The organism is Streptomyces sp. NBC_00996 (assembly GCF_045162675.1).
Taxonomy (GTDB): Bacteria; Actinomycetota; Actinomycetes; order Streptomycetales; family Streptomycetaceae; genus Streptomyces.
The window spans coordinates 1,932,548-1,950,225 of sequence record NZ_CP108723.1 but is presented as its reverse complement, the minus strand read 5'-3'; the positions used below and the strand labels follow the sequence as shown (position 1 = coordinate 1,950,225).

Below are 17,678 nucleotides of genomic sequence, written 5' to 3'. Positions count from 1 at the left end.
ATGGCCGCCGAACACAAGTCGGCGCCCGTGACCGACTGGTCCGGCCGGATCGGCTGGCTCGTCGGGCTCACCCTCTTCGTCGTGCTCGTCTACTGGCTGATGCGCGAGGGCTGGAAGTGGCGCGCCACCCTCCAGGGTGACCTGCCCGAGCTGCTTACCGCGCCAGAAGACCTCGGCCCGGCGAAACTGAGCATGAGCGGCCGCTACCACGGCTCCACCACCGCAGGGCAGTGGCTCGACCGCATCGTGGCGCACGGCCTGGGCACCCGCAGCCGGGTCGAGCTGACTTTGACGGAGGCGGGCCTGGATGTCGTACGCCCGGGAGCGACCGACTTCTTCGTGCCTCTCGCGGCCCTGCGTGAGGCCCGGCTCGACAAGGGCATCGCGGGCAAGGTCCTCACCGAGGGCGGACTCCTCGTCGTCACCTGGGCGCACGGCGACAAGCTGCTCGACTCCGGCTTCCGCTCGGACCGCGCGGCCGAGCACAACGAGTGGGTCGACACCCTGAACAGCATGATCAACAAGAGCATCGACACGGAAGGCGCACGATGACGACCTCCACCAGGGGAGCTGCCAAGGTTCCCGCCGTACTCGTCCTGGAGGACGGCCGGATGTTCCGCGGCCGTGCCTACGGGGCCGTGGGGGAGACCTTCGGCGAAGCGGTGTTCTCCACCGGCATGACCGGCTACCAGGAGACCCTCACCGACCCGTCGTACCACCGTCAGGTCGTCGTGATGACCGCCCCGCACGTCGGCAACACCGGCGTCAACGACGAGGACCCCGAGTCGCAGCGCATCTGGGTCTCCGGCTACGTCGTACGCGACCCCGCGCGCGTGCCCTCCAACTGGCGCGCCAAGCGCTCGCTGGACGAGGAGCTCCGCCACCAGGGCGTCGTCGGCATCAGCGGTATCGACACGCGTGCGCTGACCCGCCACCTGCGCGAGCGCGGCGCCATGCGCGTCGGCATCTTCTCCGGCAACGCGCTGCCCGACGAGGGCACCATGCTCACCGAGGTGCGCCAGGCCCCGGAGATGAAGGGCGCGAACCTTGCCGCCGAGGTCGCCACCAAGGAGACGTACGTCGTCCCCGCGATCGGCGAGAAGCGCTTCACCGTCGCCGCCGTCGACCTGGGCATCAAGGGCATGACCCCGCACCGCATGGCCGAGCGCGGCATCGAGGTGCACGTGCTGCCCGCCACGGCCACGGCCGAGGACGTGTACGCCGTGAACCCCGATGGCGTGTTCTTCTCCAACGGCCCCGGTGACCCGGCCACCGCCGACGGTCCGGTCGCGGTCATGCAGGAAGTGCTCTCGCGCAAGACGCCGCTCTTCGGCATCTGCTTCGGCAACCAGATCCTGGGCCGCGCGCTCGGCTTCGGCACGTACAAGCTGAAGTACGGCCACCGCGGCATCAACCAGCCCGTGCAGGACCGCACGACCGGCAAGGTCGAGGTCACCGCGCACAACCACGGCTTCGCCGTCGACGCCCCGCTCGACAAGGTGTCCGACACCCCCTACGGCCGCGCCGAGGTCTCCCACGTCTGCCTCAACGACAACGTGGTGGAGGGCCTCCAGCTGCTCGACCAGCCGGCCTTCAGCGTCCAGTACCACCCCGAAGCGGCAGCGGGCCCGCACGATGCCGCCTACCTGTTCGACCGCTTCGTATCCCTGATGGAGGGCCAGCGTGCCTAAGCGCACCGATATCCAGTCCGTCCTGGTCATCGGCTCCGGCCCGATCGTCATCGGCCAGGCCGCCGAGTTCGACTACTCGGGCACCCAGGCGTGCCGCATCCTGCGCGCCGAGGGCCTGCGAGTCATCCTGGTCAACTCCAACCCGGCGACGATCATGACCGACCCGGAGATCGCCGACGCGACCTATGTCGAGCCGATCACCCCGGAGTTCGTCGAGAAGATCATCGCCAAGGAGCGCCCGGACGCGCTCCTGCCCACCCTGGGTGGCCAGACGGCGCTCAACACCGCCATCTCGCTGCACGAGGCAGGCACCCTCGACAAGTACGGCGTCGAGCTCATCGGCGCCAATGTCGAGGCCATCAACAAGGGCGAGGACCGCGACCTCTTCAAGGACGTCGTGGAGGCGGTGAACCAGAAGATCGGGTACGGCGAGTCCGCCAAGTCCGTCATCTGCCACTCCATGGACGACGTGCTGGGGGGCGTCGAGACGCTCGGCGGCTACCCCGTCGTCGTCCGTCCCTCCTTCACCATGGGCGGCGCCGGCTCCGGCTTCGCGCACGACGAGGAGGAGCTGCGCCGCATCGCCGGGCAGGGCCTCACGCTCTCCCCGACCACCGAGGTGCTCCTGGAGGAGTCCATCCTCGGCTGGAAGGAGTACGAGCTGGAACTGATGCGCGACAAGCACGACAACGTCGTGGTCGTCTGCTCCATCGAGAACTTCGACCCGATGGGCGTGCACACCGGTGACTCGATCACCGTCGCCCCGGCGATGACGCTCACCGACCGCGAGTACCAGATCCTGCGCGACATCGGCATCGCGGTCATCCGTGAGGTCGGCGTGGACACGGGGGGCTGCAACATCCAGTTCGCGGTGAACCCCGAGGACGGTCGCGTGATCGTCATCGAGATGAACCCTCGCGTGTCGCGCTCCTCGGCCCTCGCCTCCAAGGCGACCGGCTTCCCGATCGCCAAGATCGCCGCGAAGCTCGCGGTCGGTTACACGCTCGACGAGATCCCGAACGACATCACCGAGCAGACCCCGGCGTCGTTCGAGCCGACGCTCGACTATGTCGTGGTCAAGGCGCCGCGGTTCGCGTTCGAGAAGTTCCCGTCCGCGGATTCGACCCTGACGACCACCATGAAGTCGGTCGGCGAGGCCATGGCGATCGGCCGCAACTTCACCGAGGCGCTGCAGAAGGCGCTGCGGTCGCTGGAGAAGAAGGGCTCGCAGTTCACGTTCGTGGGCGAGCCCGGCGACAAGAAGCTCCTCCTCGAAGAGGCCGTACGGCCGACCGACGGGCGCATCAACTCCGTCATGCAGGCCATCCGCGCGGGCGCCACGCCCGAGGAGGTCTTCGAGGCGACGAAGATCGACCCGTGGTTCGTCGACCAGCTGTTCCTGATCAAGGAGATCGCGGACGACCTGGCCGCCGCCGACAAGCTCGACCCCGAGCTGCTGGCGGAGGCCAAGCGGCACGGCTTCTCCGACGTGCAGATCGCCGAGATCCGCGGGCTGCGCGAGGACGTGGTGCGCGAGGTACGGCACGCGCTGGGCGTGCGCCCGGTGTACAAGACGGTCGACACGTGCGCCGCCGAGTTCGCGGCCAAGACGCCGTACTTCTACTCCTCGTACGACGAGGAGACGGAGGTCGCGCCCCGCGAGAAGCCCGCGGTGATCATCCTGGGCTCCGGCCCGAACCGTATCGGCCAGGGCATCGAGTTCGACTACTCCTGCGTCCACGCCTCCTTCGCGCTCAGCGACGCGGGCTACGAGACCGTGATGGTCAACTGCAACCCCGAGACCGTCTCCACGGACTACGACACCTCCGACCGCCTGTACTTCGAGCCGCTGACGCTGGAAGACGTGCTGGAGATCGTCCACGCGGAGTCGCTGGCCGGTCCGATCGCGGGTGTCATCGTCCAGCTCGGCGGGCAGACCCCGCTGGGCCTGTCGCAGGCGCTCAAGGACAACGGCGTGCCGGTCGTGGGTACCTCGCCCGAGGCCATCCACGCCGCCGAGGACCGCGGCGCCTTCGGGCGGGTCCTCGCGGAGGCGGGTCTCCCGGCGCCCAAGCACGGCACCGCCACCACCTTCGCCGAGGCCAAGGCCATCGCCGACGAGATCGGCTACCCCGTCCTCGTACGGCCCTCGTACGTGCTCGGCGGGCGCGGCATGGAGATCGTGTACGACGAGACGCGGCTGTCCTCGTACATCGCCGAGTCGACCGAGATCAGCCCCTCCCGGCCCGTCCTGGTCGACCGGTTCCTCGACGACGCGATCGAGATCGACGTCGATGCCCTGTACGACGGCGAGGAGCTCTACCTCGGCGGCGTCATGGAGCACATCGAGGAGGCCGGCATCCACTCCGGCGACTCGGCGTGCGCGCTGCCGCCGATCACCCTCGGCGGGTTCGACATCAAGCGGCTGCGGGCATCCACGGAGGCCATCGCTCGCGGAGTGGGCGTGCGCGGACTGATCAACATCCAGTTCGCGATGGCCGGCGACATCCTGTACGTCCTCGAAGCCAACCCGCGAGCCTCGCGCACCGTGCCCTTCACCTCGAAGGCGACCGCGGTGCCGCTGGCCAAGGCCGCGGCCCGGATCTCCCTCGGCGCGACCGTCGCCGAACTGCGGGCGGAGGGGCTGCTGCCCGCGGGCGGTGACGGTGGCACGCTGCCGCTCGACGCGCCGATCTCCGTCAAGGAGGCGGTCATGCCGTGGTCGCGCTTCCGCGACATCCACGGGCGTGGCGTGGACACCGTCCTCGGCCCGGAGATGCGCTCTACCGGTGAAGTCATGGGTATCGACTCGGTGTTCGGGACGGCGTACGCCAAGTCGCAGGCGGGTGCGTACGGTCCGCTGCCGACCAAGGGCCGCGCCTTCATCTCTGTCGCCAACCGTGACAAGCGCTCGATGATCTTCCCGGCGCGTGAACTCGTCGCTCACGGGTTCGAGTTGCTCGCCACGTCCGGCACGGCCGAGGTACTCAAGCGCAATGGCATCAACGCCACGGTCGTGCGCAAGCAGAGCGAGGGCGAGGGCCCGAACGGTGAGAAGACCATCGTCCAGCTCATCCACGACGGCATGGTCGACCTCATCGTCAACACGCCGTACGGCACCGGTGGCCGCCTCGACGGCTACGAGATCCGTACGGCCGCCGTCGCCCGGTCCGTGCCGTGCCTGACGACGGTCCAGGCGCTCGCCGCCGCCGTCCAGGGCATCGACGCGCTCAACCACGGTGACGTGGGCGTGCGTTCACTCCAGGAACACGCCGAGCATCTGACCGCGGCCCGCGACTAGCAGCCCTGAGGGGGACATCGGAAACGGTGTCCCCCTCTTCATGAGGCTCATGAGGCTTCAAGAGGACATCGAGACATGTACAAGCTTTTCTTCAACCTCGCCTTCAAGCGCATGGACCCGGAGCAGGCGCACTACCTCGCCTTCCGCTGGATCCGGCTCGCCGTCCGCGTCCCCGTCCTGCGCACCTTCATCGCCGCCGGGCTCGCGCCCCGCTACAAGGAGCTGCGCACCGAGGCGTTCGGGCTGCGGATGCACGGCCCGTTCGGGCTCGCGGCCGGCTTCGACAAGAACGCCGTCGCCATCGACGGGATGTCGATGCTCGGCTTCGACCACATCGAGATCGGCACGGTCACGGGGGAGCCGCAGCCCGGCAACCCCAAGAAGCGCCTGTTCCGCCTTGTGCCGGACCGCGCGCTGATCAACCGCATGGGGTTCAACAACGAGGGCTCCGCGGCCGTCTCCGAGCGTCTGGCGGCCCGTACGCCCGTCTTCAGGACTGTCGTGGGCGTCAACATCGGCAAGACCAAGGTCGTACCGGAGGCGGAGGCCGCCGCCGACTACGTGAAGTCGACCGAGCGGCTGGCCGCGCACGCCGACTACCTCGTGGTCAACGTCAGCTCCCCGAACACGCCCGGTCTGCGCAATCTCCAGGCCACTCAGTCGCTGCGACCGCTGCTGACCGCGGTCCGCGAAGCAGCCGACCGTGCGGTGACCGACCGGCGCGTGCCGCTGCTCGTCAAGATCGCGCCCGATCTCGCGGACGAGGACATCGACGCGGTCGCCGACCTGGCCGTCGAGCTCGGCCTGGACGGGATCATCGCCACGAACACCACCATCGCGCGCGAGGGACTCGGTTTGAAGTCCGAACCCTCTCTGGTGAAGGAGGCCGGCGGACTTTCGGGCGCGCCGCTCAGGGCACGTTCCCTGGAGGTGCTGCGCCGCCTCTACGCGCGCGTGGGCGACCGGATCACCCTGGTGGGCGTCGGCGGTATCGAGAACGCCGAGGACGCCTGGCAGCGCATTCTGGCCGGCGCCACGCTGGTCCAGGGCTACAGCGCCTTCATCTACGAGGGCCCCTTCTGGGGCCGCGCCATCCACAAAGGGCTCGCCGCCCGCCTGCGTACGAGCCCGTACGCCACCCTCGCCGACGCGGTCGGCGCCGACGTGAGGAAGCCCGCATGAGCCTGGAACCCTTTGGCGCCCGTCTTCGCCGCGTCATGGACGAGCGCGGCCCCCTGTGCGTGGGCATCGACCCGCACGCCTCCCTGCTCACCGACTGGGGCCTGAACGACGACATTGCGGGCCTGGAGCGCTTCAGTCGCACCGTCGTCGAGGCGCTGGCCGACCGGGTCGCCGTCCTCAAGCCGCAGAGCGCCTTCTTCGAGCGCTTCGGGTCGCGGGGGATCGCCGTCCTGGAGAAGTCGGTCGAGGCGGCGCGGGCGGCCGGGGCGCTGGTCGTGATGGACGCCAAGCGCGGCGACATCGGTTCGACCATGGCCGCGTACGCGGAGACCTTCCTGCGCAAGGACGCACCGCTCTTCTCGGACGCGCTGACCGTGTCGCCGTACCTCGGCTACGGCTCGCTGAAGCCCGCGGTGGAGCTCGCGCGCGAGAGCGGGGCCGGCCTCTTCGTCCTCGCGCTCACCTCCAACCCGGAGGGCGGCGAGGTGCAGCACGCGGTCCGTGCGGACGGCCGGAACGTCGGAGCGACGATGCTCGGGCACTTGGCCGCCGAGAATGCGGGGGAGGCGCCCCTCGGCTCCTTCGGCGCGGTCGTCGGGGCCACGCTCGGCGATCTCTCCTCGTACGACCTGGACATCAACGGACCGCTCCTCGCGCCCGGAATCGGCGCTCAGGGGGCGACGGCGGCCGATCTGGCGGGTGTCTTCGGCACGGTGGTGCGCAATGTCGTCCCGAACGTGAGCCGGGGTGTTCTGCGTCACGGTCCCGACGTGGCCGCGCTGCGTGAGTCCGCGGAGCGGTTCGCGCAGGAGATCAGGGCCGCTGTGGCCACCGTCTGAGTCCTCGGACAGTCGCTCGACAGTCCTGCGATGAGTGTCTTCGGAGCGCCCTGAGTCTGAATACATCCCCAAATCCTGGGCAGTATGTCGGAAATGTCCAGCTCCAGGGAGGCTGACCAGGACTTTTCCGCTGTTCTCGCTGACTCTGGCGCACTTGCCCGCTAGTCTCCGTCGAGTGAGGGCACCTCCCACGCCCTCAAGGCAGTGGGGGAGAACGGGCAAGCGTGTTGCTCGTAGCTCCCCAGGTGTGGGGCGACTAGGTTCCTCACCGGTCCGTATCCGACAGTTCGACATCCGAGGTGACGTAGGCGTGGCTCTTCCGCCCCTTACCCCTGAACAGCGCGCAGCCGCGCTCGAAAAGGCCGCCGCGGCTCGCCGGGAGCGGGCCGAGGTCAAGAATCGACTCAAGCACTCCGGCGCCTCTCTTCACGAGGTCATCAAGCAGGGCCAGGAGAACGACGTCATCGGCAAGATGAAGGTCTCCGCTCTCCTCGAGTCCCTGCCGGGCGTGGGCAAGGTCCGCGCCAAGCAGATCATGGAGCGACTCGGGATCTCCGAGAGCCGCCGCGTACGCGGCCTCGGCTCGAACCAGATCGCCTCCTTGGAGCGTGAGTTCGGCGGCTCCGGCGCCTGAGTCCTGGGCACTCCGGGATTGCTGGAATAATCGCTGCATGAGTGAACGTCCGCGGCTGACCGTGCTCTCCGGCCCCTCAGGGGTCGGCAAGAGCACGGTCGTCGCCCATATGCGCAAGGAACACCCCGAGGTCTGGCTCTCGGTGTCGGCGACGACCCGCAAGCCGCGCCCCGGTGAGAAGCACGGAGTCCACTACTTCTTCGTCACCGACGAGGAGATGGACAAGCTGATCGCCAACGGTGAGCTGCTGGAGTGGGCCGAATTCGCCGGCAACCGCTACGGGACGCCGCGTCAGGCCGTCCTGGAGCACCTGGAGGCGGGTGTGCCGGTCCTCCTGGAGATCGATCTCCAGGGTGCCCGTCAGGTCCGTGAGTCCATGCCGGAGGCCCTGCTCGTGTTCCTGGCCCCTCCCTCCTGGGAGGAGCTGGTGCGCAGGCTCACCGGGCGGGGCACCGAACCGCCCGAGGTGATCGAGCGCCGCCTGGAGGCGGCCAAGATCGAACTGGCGGCCGAGCCGGAGTTCGATGTCACCCTGGTCAACACCTCCGTCGAGGACGTGGCGCGCGAGCTGCTAGCCTTGATGGACGTTGTGTGATCTTCACTGATCAATCCCACCTTTCGGAAGGCCAAGCGTGTCCTCTTCCATCACCGCGCCCGAGGGCATCATCAACCCTCCGATCGACGAGCTCCTCGAGGCCACCGACTCGAAGTACAGCCTCGTGATCTACGCGGCCAAGCGTGCCCGTCAGATCAACGCGTACTACTCGCAGCTCGGCGAGGGTCTCCTCGAGTACGTCGGTCCGCTCGTCGACACCCACGTCCACGAGAAGCCGCTTTCGATCGCCCTGCGTGAGATCAACGCGGGTCTGCTGACGTCCGAGGCCGTTGAGGGCCCCGCCCAGTAGTCACCGCTTCTTTCCTTCATCACAGGCCCGGCAGCGCGACTGTCGGGCCTGTGGTGTGTCATGGGGTTGTACGTTTTCGAGTGTTGGGGAGGCCCGGTGGACAAGCCGAAGGTCGTTCTGGGGGTCAGCGGCGGTATCGCCGCCTACAAGGCCTGCGAGCTGTTGCGTCGTTTGACCGAGTCCGGTCATGACGTACGGGTCGTCCCCACCGAGTCGGCGCTGCACTTCGTCGGCGCCGCCACATGGTCCGCGCTCTCCGGCCACCCCGTGTCCACCGAGGTCTGGTCGGACGTCCACGAGGTCCCGCACGTTCGCATCGGCCAGCAGGCCGACCTGGTGGTCGTGGCTCCCGCGACGGCCGACATGCTCGCCAAGGCCGCCCACGGCCTGGCCGACGACCTCCTCACGAACACTCTGCTCACGGCCCGCTGTCCGGTCGTCTTCGCGCCCGCCATGCACACCGAGATGTGGGAACACCCGGCCACGCAGGAGAACGTGGCGACGCTGCGCCGCCGCGGCGCCGTCGTCATCGAGCCCGCGGTGGGCCGCCTGACCGGCGTCGACACCGGAAAGGGACGGTTGCCCGAGCCCGCCGAGATCTTCGAGATCTGCCGCCGGGTGCTCGCGCGGGCCGTGACCGAGCCCGATCTGGCCGGCCGTCACGTCGTGGTCAGCGCGGGCGGCACGCGCGAGCCGCTCGACCCGGTCCGCTTCCTGGGCAACCGCTCCTCCGGCAAGCAGGGGTACGCCCTCGCCCGTACGGCGGCCGCGCGCGGCGCCCGGGTCACCCTGATCGCCGCGAACACCGGACTGCCGGACCCGGCCGGGGTGGACGTCGTCCAGGTCGGGACGGCCGTGCAACTGCGCGAGGCGGTGCTGAAGGCGGCCGCCCACGCCGATGTCGTGGTGATGGCCGCGGCGGTGGCGGACTTCCGACCGGCCACGTACGCGGCCGGAAAGATCAAGAAGAAGGACGGCCAGGAACCGGAACCGATCGTTCTGATCCGCAATCCGGACATCCTCGCGGAGATCTCGACGGACCGCCCGCGCCCCGGCCAGGTCGTCGTCGGCTTCGCCGCCGAGACGGACGACGTCCTCGCCAATGGCCGTACGAAGCTGGAGCGCAAGGGCTGCGACCTCCTCGTGGTGAACGAGGTGGGGGAGCGCAAGACGTTCGGCTCCGAGGAGAACGAGGCCGTCGTGCTCGGGGCCGACGGCAGTGAGACCCCGGTGCCGTACGGGCCCAAGGAGGCCTTGGCCGAGACCGTGTGGGACCTGGTGACACGCCGCCTGCGGTGAATGTCTCGTTCGCCTCAACGGACGCCTCCATCCGCGCGAATTACGGTGTGACGAACCTGGTGAAGACCGATCGTCATGGCGCAGAATGCCCGTGTCGCAGGTCACAGCGCTTCCGAGAAGCGAGACAAGGGAGCCCGCGGGCGAGCGCGACCGATAAACTGTTCTCGGACGACGCCGGGCGCAGCCTCCGTCCCGTCCGCCAATGATCAGCCAGCAGCCGCTGCAACCACAGGGAGCGTTGTGTCCCGTCGCCTGTTCACCTCGGAGTCCGTGACCGAGGGTCACCCCGACAAGATCGCTGACCAGATCAGCGACACCATTCTTGACGCGCTTCTGCGAGAGGACCCGACGTCCCGGGTCGCCGTGGAGACGCTGATCACGACCGGCCTGGTGCACGTGGCCGGTGAGGTCACGACCAAGGCGTACGCGCCGATCGCGCAGCTCGTGCGGGAAAAGATCCTCGAGATCGGCTACGACTCGTCGAAGAAGGGCTTCGACGGCGCGTCCTGTGGCGTCTCCGTGTCCATCGGCTCGCAGTCGCCGGACATCGCGCAGGGCGTCGACACGGCGTACGAGAACCGGGTCGAGGGCGACGACGACGAGCTCGACCGGCAGGGTGCGGGCGACCAGGGCCTGATGTTCGGTTACGCGACCGACGAGACGCCGAATCTGATGCCGCTCCCGATCCACCTGGCGCACCGCCTGTCGCGCCGCCTCTCCGAGGCCCGCAAGAACGGCACGATCCCCTACCTCCGTCCCGACGGGAAGACCCAGGTCACCATCGAGTACGACGGTGACAAGGCGGTCCGCCTGGACACGGTCGTGGTCTCCTCCCAGCACGCTTCGGACATCGACCTGGACTCGCTCCTGGCACCCGACATCCGCGAGTTCGTGGTCGAGCCGGAGCTGAAGGCTCTCCTGGACGACGGCATCAAGCTGGAGACCGAGGGCTACCGCCTCCTGGTCAACCCGACCGGCCGCTTCGAGATCGGCGGCCCGATGGGCGACGCCGGCCTGACCGGCCGCAAGATCATCATCGACACGTACGGCGGTATGGCCCGCCACGGTGGCGGCGCCTTCTCCGGCAAGGACCCGTCCAAGGTGGACCGCTCCGCCGCGTACGCGATGCGCTGGGTCGCGAAGAACGTCGTCGCCGCGGGCCTCGCCTCCCGCTGCGAGGTCCAGGTCGCCTACGCCATCGGCAAGGCCGAGCCCGTCGGTCTGTTCGTCGAGACCTTCGGAACCGCGAAGGTCGACGCCGAGAAGATCGAGGCCGCCATCACCGAGGTCTTCGACCTCCGCCCGGCGGCCATCATCCGCGACCTCGACCTGCTGCGCCCGATCTACTCCCAGACGGCCGCGTACGGCCACTTCGGCCGCGAGCTGCCCGACTTCACGTGGGAGCGGACGGACCGCGTGGAGGCGCTGCGCAAGGCCGCCGGTCTGTAGGACCAACTGTTCGGCGAGGCCCGGTACCCCTGCGGGGGGCCGGGCCTCGCCGTTTTCACGCGCAGCCGAAATTGACTGGCTCGGCCGGCCACAGGTTCGTACGCTGGTGATCTCCCGGTGCGATGGCCGCGGTTACTTCGGTGGAGTGCACCCATGGTGCGCGGTGAATCTGGAACATGGTCCGCTGCCGCTTGGAACTCGGGAGGTGCTGACGTCGTGGCGCCCGGTGCGATGGTTGCGGGTACTTCCGGGAGATCTCCTTCGCAGGTTCGAATCCTGCTGCCGGTCCTGGACCGGTATGGCCGAGTGGTCCATGGCAGAAGCGCCCTCAGGGCGTTCGTGATCCGCGGCCGGCTTGATCTCGGGCGCGCGGCGGTGTCAGTGGGGTCTGGTAGGAATGTTGCTGTGAGCAGCGCGAATGGGCGGGGTGAGGGTGGCGCGGAGGGTGCGCCGCCCGAGCAGCTTGCGCTGATTCGCGAGGGGGTGCGGCAGGCCAAGGCGAAGCCGCGGACGTGGCGGGGGGCGCCTCTTGCCAAGGAGTTGCCCGTCGCGCGGGTGCTGGTCGACAAAGGTGTGCTGCATCTGGATCGGTACTTCGACTACGCCGTGCCCGAGGAGCTCGACGAGACAGCTCAGCCCGGGGTGCGCGTCCGGGTGCGGTTCGGGGCCGGGCGGCATCGCGTGCGGGAGGGCCGGCGTGAGGGCGGGGGGCTGATCGACGGGTATCTCGTCGAGCGGCTCGCCGACTCCGACTACTCCGGGCCGCTCGCCGCGCTGGCCCAGGTGGTGTCTCCCGAGCCGGTGCTCGGGCCCGAGTTGCTGGGGCTGGCGCGAGCCGTCGCCGATCGGTATGCGGGGAGCCTCGCGGATGTGCTGCAGCTTGCCGTGCCGCCGCGGAACGCGCGGGCCGAAGGGAAGCCCTCGCCCGCGCCGCTGCCAGTTCCCGGGGCGCCCGAGGTGGGGTCCTGGGCGCGCTACGGGCGCGGGGCCGCCTTTATGGAGTCGCTCGCGGCGGGCGGGGCGCCGCGGGCTGTGTGGAACGCGTTGCCGGGGCCCGATTGGGCCGAGGAAATCGCCAGAGCCGTGGGCGCGACGCTCGCCTCCGGGCGGGGGGCCCTCGTCGTCGTACCGGACGGCCGGGCCGTGTCCCGGGTCGACGCGGCGCTGACCTCGCTGTTGGGGGAGGGGCGGCATGCGGTGCTCACCGCCGAGGCCGGGCCCGAGAAGCGGTATCGGGAGTGGCTCGCCGTCCGGCGTGGGTCCGTGCGGGCCGTCGTGGGGACCAGGGCCGCGATGTTCGCGCCCGTGCGGGATCTGGGGCTGGTCGTCATCTGGGACGACGGGGACGACAGCCACAGCGAGCAGCACGCGCCGCAGCCCCATGCGCGAGAAGTGCTGCTGCTGCGCGCCGCCCATGACAAGTGCGCCTTTCTGCTGGGGAGTTGGGGCTGTACGGTCGAGGCGGCGCAGCTCGTCGAGAGCGGGTGGGCGCTGCCGCTGGTCGCGGAGCGCGAGCAGGTGCGGGGGGCCGCTCCGCTCGTGCGGACCGTGGGGGACGGCGATCTCGCGCGGGACGAGGCGGCTCGTGCCGCGCGGCTGCCCACACTTGCCTGGCAGGTTGTCAGGGAGGGACTGAAGAGCGGGCCCGTGCTCGTGCAGGTGCCTCGGCGGGGTTACGTGCCCCGGATGGCCTGCGCGCAGTGCCGGGCGCCCGCGCGGTGCCGGCACTGCGCCGGCCCGTTGGAGGCGCAGGACGCTGGGGCGCTGCGGTGCGCGTGGTGCGGGCGGGACGAGGCGGCCTGGCACTGCCCCGAGTGCGGCGGGTTCCGGCTGCGGGCGCAGATCGTGGGGGCGCGGCGCACCGCCGAGGAGCTGGGGCGGGCGTTTCCGGCTGTGCCGGTGCGGACGTCCGGGCGGGAGCAGGTGTTGGACACGGTCTCCGAGGCGCCCGCCCTGGTCGTCAGCACACCGGGGGCCGAGCCCGTCGCCGAGGGCGGGTACGCCGCCGCGCTGCTGCTCGACGGCTGGGCGATGCTCGGGCGGCCCGATCTGCGGGCCGGTGAGGACGCGTTGCGGCGGTGGATCGGGGCCGCGGCCCTCGTACGCCCGCAGGGGGCAGGGGGCACCGTGGTGGTCGTCGCCGAGCCGACGCTGCGGCCCGTCCAGGCACTTGTGCGGTGGGACCCCGTCGGGCATGCGGTGCGCGAGCTTGCCGAGCGGGCCGAGCTGGGGTTTCCGCCTGTCTCCCGGATGGCGGCCGTCTCCGGTGCGCCGGAGGCTCTCGCCGGATTTCTCGCCGTGCTCGAACTACCGCATGAAGCCGAAGTGTTGGGGCCCATACCGATGGCCGTCACGGAGGCGGGGCGGCCGCGGCGGGTGGGCGCGCCGCCTCCGGGTGAGCGCTGGGAGCGGGCCCTCATCCGCGTGCCGCCCGGGAGTGGCGCGGCGCTGGCGACCGCGCTGAAGACCGCGCAGGCGGCGCGGATGGCGCGTGGGGGGAGCGAGCCCGTACGGGTGCGGATCGATCCGTCGGACATTGGGTGAGGGCGCGTCAGTGAAGGCGTGACCCCTGGGCCGCCTCGGCGCGGGCTGCCTCACCATGAGGCTGCCTCCCGGGCCGGTCTGCTCCGGGAGGCAGCGGGGGAGTCGGTCAGCCGTTGCGCGGGCCCGGGAACGCGGTGGGCCTGACGTCCTCTCGGAGAGTGGGACTGCCCGCCGTCGGCTGGGTCGGCATCGAGCGGGCCGCGGGGACCGTCGGCACCGTGGGGATGCCCGTGTTGACGGCTACCGTGCGGCTGTCCGACGTCTCCGTGGCCCGCTCGGCCTCGGCCGCGGCCTGGGCGGCGGCGCGGCGGGCGCCGTAACGGCGGTGCACGGCCTGCTTGGTGACTCCGAGGGCCGAGCCCACCGCGTCCCACGAGAAGCCGAGTGAGCGATCGAAGTCCACGGCGGCCGTGACCAGGGTCTCGACACTGTCCCGCAGCTCCTGGGCGAGGCGGACGGTCGGGGCGGGGGCGCGTCCGTAGACGACGAAGCCCGTGGAGGGGCCGGAGCGGCGCGGGCGGTAGACGTTGCCCAACTGGGCGGTGAGCGTGCGCAGTGCGTCCACCTGCCGGCGGACCCGCTCGATGTCCCGCACCAGCAAGTGCAGGCTTGCCCGAGCCTGGGCGTCGTGGGTTGCGTGGTCGGCCATGAACAAGCCTCTCGAACCGGCGTTGAAAAGGATCGGGCCGCGATTGCGGCCCGTTGTGGTCAACTCTTTCTTGACCAACGCGTTTGCGCTCCGCTGGTCACGCATCAGGTGCGTAAGGGCATATGCCCGGGGCGCGTCTTGATGCGTACGCCCCCGGTGCGGGACTCGCCTCGGCCTTCGGTCTTGGCTCGCTTGTTCTCCCGCCCGCGCACGACCCGTACGAGTCAGGTGTCAAGTGCGGGTCTCCCGTGGCGGCGGGGCGCCGTTGGCGGCTGCGGTTGGGGGCTGCCGGGTGGGACCGCGGGTTGTTGGGGCTGCGGGTTGGGGGCTGCCGCTTGGGGCTGTGGGGTGGGGGCTGCCGGTTGGGACTGACGGTTTGGGCTGGAGCTTGGGCTGGCGGTTTGGGGCTGCCAGTTGGGGCTGCGGGTTGAGGCTCAGTGTTGGGGCTGCGGGTTGGGGCTGCGAGTTGGGGGGGCGGGCGGCGCGGAATCTGCGCGCCCCCGGGTCCCGGCGCCGCATAGACTGGTGCGCTGCCCCGTGCTTCGCCCCACCGGCAGGTGTGCGGGGGCTCAAGAACTCCCGCCCGAGAGGCCAACCGCCACCCATGAAGCTTGTCTTCGCAGGTACCCCCGAGGTCGCCGTTCCCGCTCTGGACGCCCTGATCGCCTCCGGGCGGCACGAGGTGGCCGCCGTCGTCACGCGGCCCGACGCGCCGGCCGGGCGGGGGCGGCGGCTCGTCGCGAGTCCGGTCGCCGAACGGGCGGAGGAGGCCGGGATCGAGGTGCTGAAGCCGGTGAAGCCGCGGGACGAGGAGTTCCTGGCCCGGCTCGGGGAGATCGCGCCCGACTGCTGCCCCGTGGTCGCGTACGGGGCGTTGCTCCCACGTGTCGCCCTCGACATCCCCGCCCACGGCTGGGTCAATCTGCACTTCTCGCTGCTGCCCGCCTGGCGCGGCGCCGCTCCCGTGCAGCACGCGATCATGGCCGGCGACGAAATCACCGGTGCGTCCACGTTCCTCATCGAGGAGGGGCTCGACTCGGGGCCGGTGTACGGGACCGTCACCGAGGAGATCCGGCCCACCGACACCAGTGGCGACCTGCTCACTCGGCTGGCCTTCGCCGGCTCCGGCCTGCTCTCCGCGACGATGGACGGGATCGAGGACGGCAGCCTCAAGGCCGTGCCGCAGCCCGCCGACGGCATCACCATGGCGCCGAAGATCACCGTCGAGAACGCCCACATCGACTGGGCCGCCCCGGCACTGCGCGTCGACCGGGTCGTCCGCGGGTGCACGCCCGCGCCCGGCGCCTGGACCGTGTTCCGGGGCGAGCGGCTCAAGCTCATCCAGGTCGCGTCGGTGCCCGATCGCACGGACCTCGCCCCGGGCGAGTTGTCCGTCGGCAAGAACAACGTGTACGTCGGGACCGGTTCGTACGCCGTCGAGCTGCTCTGGGTCCAGGCCCAGGGCAAGAAGCCGATGCGCGCCGCCGACTGGGCGCGAGGCGTACGGATTCCCTCCGGGGAGCGCCTCGGGGTCTGACCGGAGGACGCGGCCCGCGAGGGCCGCCCCCTCCGCCCCGCCGACGAGGCCGGGCCCCTCGCGGGCACTGGGCGCCCGCGCCGCGTGCCCATGTCTGTTCGGGCGCATGCCGCCCGCAAGGCCTCCTCGCGCCTGTCCGGACGTAGGCTGGACGGGTCGAACCATCCAGAATCCGGAGCACCTTCTTCGTGAGTGAGCAGTCCCGTCGGCCGCGCAAGCCCGGCAAGCCCTATCGCCGTCCGCAGAAGGACCCGGTTCGCATGCTCGCCTTCGAGGCGCTGCGGGCGGTGGACGAGCGGGACGCGTACGCGAACCTCGTTCTGCCGCCGCTGCTGCGCAAGGCGCGGGAGAAGGGCGACTTCGACGGGCGGGACGCGGCGCTGGCGACTGAGCTGGTCTACGGGACGCTGCGTCGGCAGGGGACGTACGACGCCGTCATCGCGGCATGTGTCGACCGCCCGCTCAGGGAAGTCGATCCGCCGGTGCTCGATGTGCTCAGCCTCGGTGTGCATCAGCTGCTCGGGACGCGGATTCCCACACACGCCGCCGTCTCGGCCTCAGTCGAGCTCGCCCGTGTCGTGCTCGGCGACGGTCGCGCCAAGTTCGTCAACGCCGTACTGCGCAAGGTCGCGCAGCAGGATCTCGACGGCTGGCTGGAGCAGGTCGCGCCGCCCTACGACCAGGACCCCGAGGACCATCTCGCCGTCGTGCACTCGCACCCGCGCTGGGTCGTCTCCGCGCTGTGGGACTCGCTGGGTGGCAGCCGTGCGGGCATCGAGGATCTGCTCGAAGCCGACAACGAGCGGCCCGAGGTGACCCTGGTGGCCCGGCCCGGGCGTTCCACCGCCGATGAGCTCCTCGACGTGCTCGGGGACGAGTCCGCGCTGCCCGGCCGTTGGTCGCCCTATGCCGTGCGGCTCACCGAGGGCGGCGAACCGGGCGCCATCGACGCCGTGCGGGAGGGCAGGGCGGGCGTCCAGGACGAGGGCAGCCAGCTGGTCGCCCTCGCTCTGGCGAACGCGCCGCTCGACGGGCCCGACAAGGCCTGGCTGGACGGCTGCGCCGGACCCGGTGGCAAGGCCGCCATGCTGGCCGGGCTCGCCGCCGAGCGCGGTGCCGTCCTGCTCGCCTCGGAGAAGCAGCCGCACCGGGCGGGTCTGGTGGCGAAGGCGCTCGCCGGCAACCCCGGGCCGTATCAGGTGATCGCCGCCGACGGCACCCGTCCGCCGTGGCGGCCCGGCACCTTCGACCGCGTCCTCATGGACGTGCCCTGCACGGGTCTGGGCGCCCTGCGCCGCCGCCCCGAGGCCCGCTGGCGGCGCCGCCCCGAGGACCTGGACGGCTTCGCGCCGCTCCAGCGCGGGCTGCTGCGCACGGCGCTCGACTCGGTACGGGTCGGCGGTGTCGTCGGGTACGCGACCTGCTCGCCGCACCTCGCCGAGACCCGCGCGGTCGTCGACGACGTGCTCAAGCACTACGACGACGGCTCTGCCGAGCTGCTCGACGCCCGTCCGCTCCTTCCGGGCGTACCGGCCCTGGGCGACGGACCGGACGTGCAGTTGTGGCCGCATCTGCACGGGACGGACGCCATGTACCTGGCGCTGATCCGCAGGACCGGCTGACCTGGCCCCCGGCCCTTTTCAGTCCG

General features: G+C 70.6%; 14 protein-coding genes. 13 read left to right on the top strand and 1 reads right to left on the bottom strand.

Annotated elements, in window-relative coordinates; all coding sequences use genetic code 11:
• The 11 genes from OG390_RS09320 (at position 1) to OG390_RS09270 (ending at position 13,844) form a co-directional block, all read left to right on the top strand.
• A complete protein-coding gene (locus OG390_RS09320; RefSeq protein ID WP_399076729.1) occupies positions 1-552 on the top strand; it encodes a hypothetical protein in 552 nt (183 codons plus the stop codon).
• Positions 549-1,691 (top strand): glutamine-hydrolyzing carbamoyl-phosphate synthase small subunit, encoded by a 1,143-nt coding sequence (gene carA, locus OG390_RS09315; RefSeq protein ID WP_406166595.1) that lies wholly within the window; start codon positions 549-551, stop codon positions 1,689-1,691. Before OG390_RS09320 ends, carA begins: the two co-directional genes overlap by 4 nt.
• Complete coding sequence (gene carB, locus OG390_RS09310; protein ID WP_406166593.1) at positions 1,684-4,992, top strand: carbamoyl-phosphate synthase large subunit; 3,309 nt, start codon at positions 1,684-1,686, stop codon at positions 4,990-4,992. Before carA ends, carB begins: the two co-directional genes overlap by 8 nt.
• A 75-nt stretch (positions 4,993-5,067) precedes the next feature.
• The gene (locus OG390_RS09305) at positions 5,068-6,174 is read left to right on the top strand and encodes a quinone-dependent dihydroorotate dehydrogenase (RefSeq protein WP_406166591.1); all 1,107 of its coding nucleotides are present in this window, start codon (positions 5,068-5,070) and stop codon (positions 6,172-6,174) included.
• On the top strand, positions 6,171-7,013 hold the full coding sequence (pyrF, locus tag OG390_RS09300) for an orotidine-5'-phosphate decarboxylase (RefSeq protein ID WP_406166589.1): 843 nt from the start codon (positions 6,171-6,173) through the stop codon (positions 7,011-7,013). The genes OG390_RS09305 and pyrF overlap by 4 nt, the downstream gene beginning before the upstream one ends.
• 310 nt (positions 7,014-7,323) lie before the next feature.
• Positions 7,324-7,647 carry an integration host factor gene (locus tag OG390_RS09295; RefSeq protein ID WP_016638838.1) on the top strand — a complete coding sequence of 108 codons (324 nt, stop codon included), beginning with the start codon at positions 7,324-7,326 and terminating at the stop codon, positions 7,645-7,647.
• Positions 7,648-7,684: 37 nt separating this feature from the next.
• Positions 7,685-8,242, top strand: coding sequence for a guanylate kinase (gene gmk, locus OG390_RS09290; RefSeq protein WP_399076274.1), 558 nt, complete (start codon positions 7,685-7,687; stop codon positions 8,240-8,242).
• A 37-nt stretch (positions 8,243-8,279) separates the two neighbouring features.
• The gene (gene rpoZ, locus OG390_RS09285; protein ID WP_003982715.1) at positions 8,280-8,552 is read left to right on the top strand and encodes a DNA-directed RNA polymerase subunit omega; all 273 of its coding nucleotides are present in this window, start codon (positions 8,280-8,282) and stop codon (positions 8,550-8,552) included.
• 96 nt (positions 8,553-8,648) lie between these two features.
• Complete coding sequence (gene coaBC / locus OG390_RS09280; RefSeq protein WP_406166587.1) at positions 8,649-9,851, top strand: bifunctional phosphopantothenoylcysteine decarboxylase/phosphopantothenate--cysteine ligase CoaBC; 1,203 nt, start codon at positions 8,649-8,651, stop codon at positions 9,849-9,851.
• 240 nt (positions 9,852-10,091) lie between these two features.
• Positions 10,092-11,300: a methionine adenosyltransferase gene (gene metK, locus OG390_RS09275; RefSeq protein ID WP_406166585.1), complete on the top strand. Its 1,209-nt coding sequence runs from the start codon at positions 10,092-10,094 to the stop codon at positions 11,298-11,300.
• Between the two features lie 405 nt (positions 11,301-11,705).
• Positions 11,706-13,844 (top strand): primosomal protein N', encoded by a 2,139-nt coding sequence (locus tag OG390_RS09270; protein ID WP_406166584.1) that lies wholly within the window; start codon positions 11,706-11,708, stop codon positions 13,842-13,844.
• A gap of 106 nt (positions 13,845-13,950) precedes the next feature.
• On the opposite strand, the gene OG390_RS09265 is transcribed toward OG390_RS09270, so the two are convergent.
• Positions 13,951-14,493, bottom strand: a complete 543-nt coding sequence (locus OG390_RS09265) for a hypothetical protein (protein ID WP_406166582.1) — start codon at positions 14,491-14,493, stop codon at positions 13,951-13,953.
• A gap of 604 nt (positions 14,494-15,097) precedes the next feature.
• Here OG390_RS09265 and fmt point away from each other — a divergent pair.
• Both fmt and OG390_RS09255 read left to right on the top strand, forming a co-directional pair.
• The gene (gene fmt, locus OG390_RS09260) at positions 15,098-16,030 is read left to right on the top strand and encodes a methionyl-tRNA formyltransferase (RefSeq protein WP_399076261.1); all 933 of its coding nucleotides are present in this window, start codon (positions 15,098-15,100) and stop codon (positions 16,028-16,030) included.
• Positions 16,031-16,218: 188 nt separating this feature from the next.
• Positions 16,219-17,652, top strand: a complete 1,434-nt coding sequence (locus OG390_RS09255; RefSeq protein ID WP_406166580.1) for an RsmB/NOP family class I SAM-dependent RNA methyltransferase — start codon at positions 16,219-16,221, stop codon at positions 17,650-17,652.
• The last annotated feature ends 26 nt before the right edge of the window (positions 17,653-17,678 follow it).

Coding starts and splice junctions, on each gene's coding strand:
- fmt (WP_399076261.1), top strand. CDS start 15,098: ATGAAGCTTGTCTTCGCAGGTACCCCCGAGGTCGCCGTTCCCGCTCTG.
- pyrF (WP_406166589.1), top strand. CDS start 6,171: ATGAGCCTGGAACCCTTTGGCGCCCGTCTTCGCCGCGTCATGGACGAG.
- OG390_RS09305 (WP_406166591.1), top strand. CDS start 5,068: ATGTACAAGCTTTTCTTCAACCTCGCCTTCAAGCGCATGGACCCGGAG.
- OG390_RS09320 (WP_399076729.1), top strand. CDS start 1: ATGGCCGCCGAACACAAGTCGGCGCCCGTGACCGACTGGTCCGGCCGG.
- OG390_RS09265 (WP_406166582.1), bottom strand. CDS start 14,493: ATGGCCGACCACGCAACCCACGACGCCCAGGCTCGGGCAAGCCTGCAC.
- gmk (WP_399076274.1), top strand. CDS start 7,685: ATGAGTGAACGTCCGCGGCTGACCGTGCTCTCCGGCCCCTCAGGGGTC.
- carA (WP_406166595.1), top strand. CDS start 549: ATGACGACCTCCACCAGGGGAGCTGCCAAGGTTCCCGCCGTACTCGTC.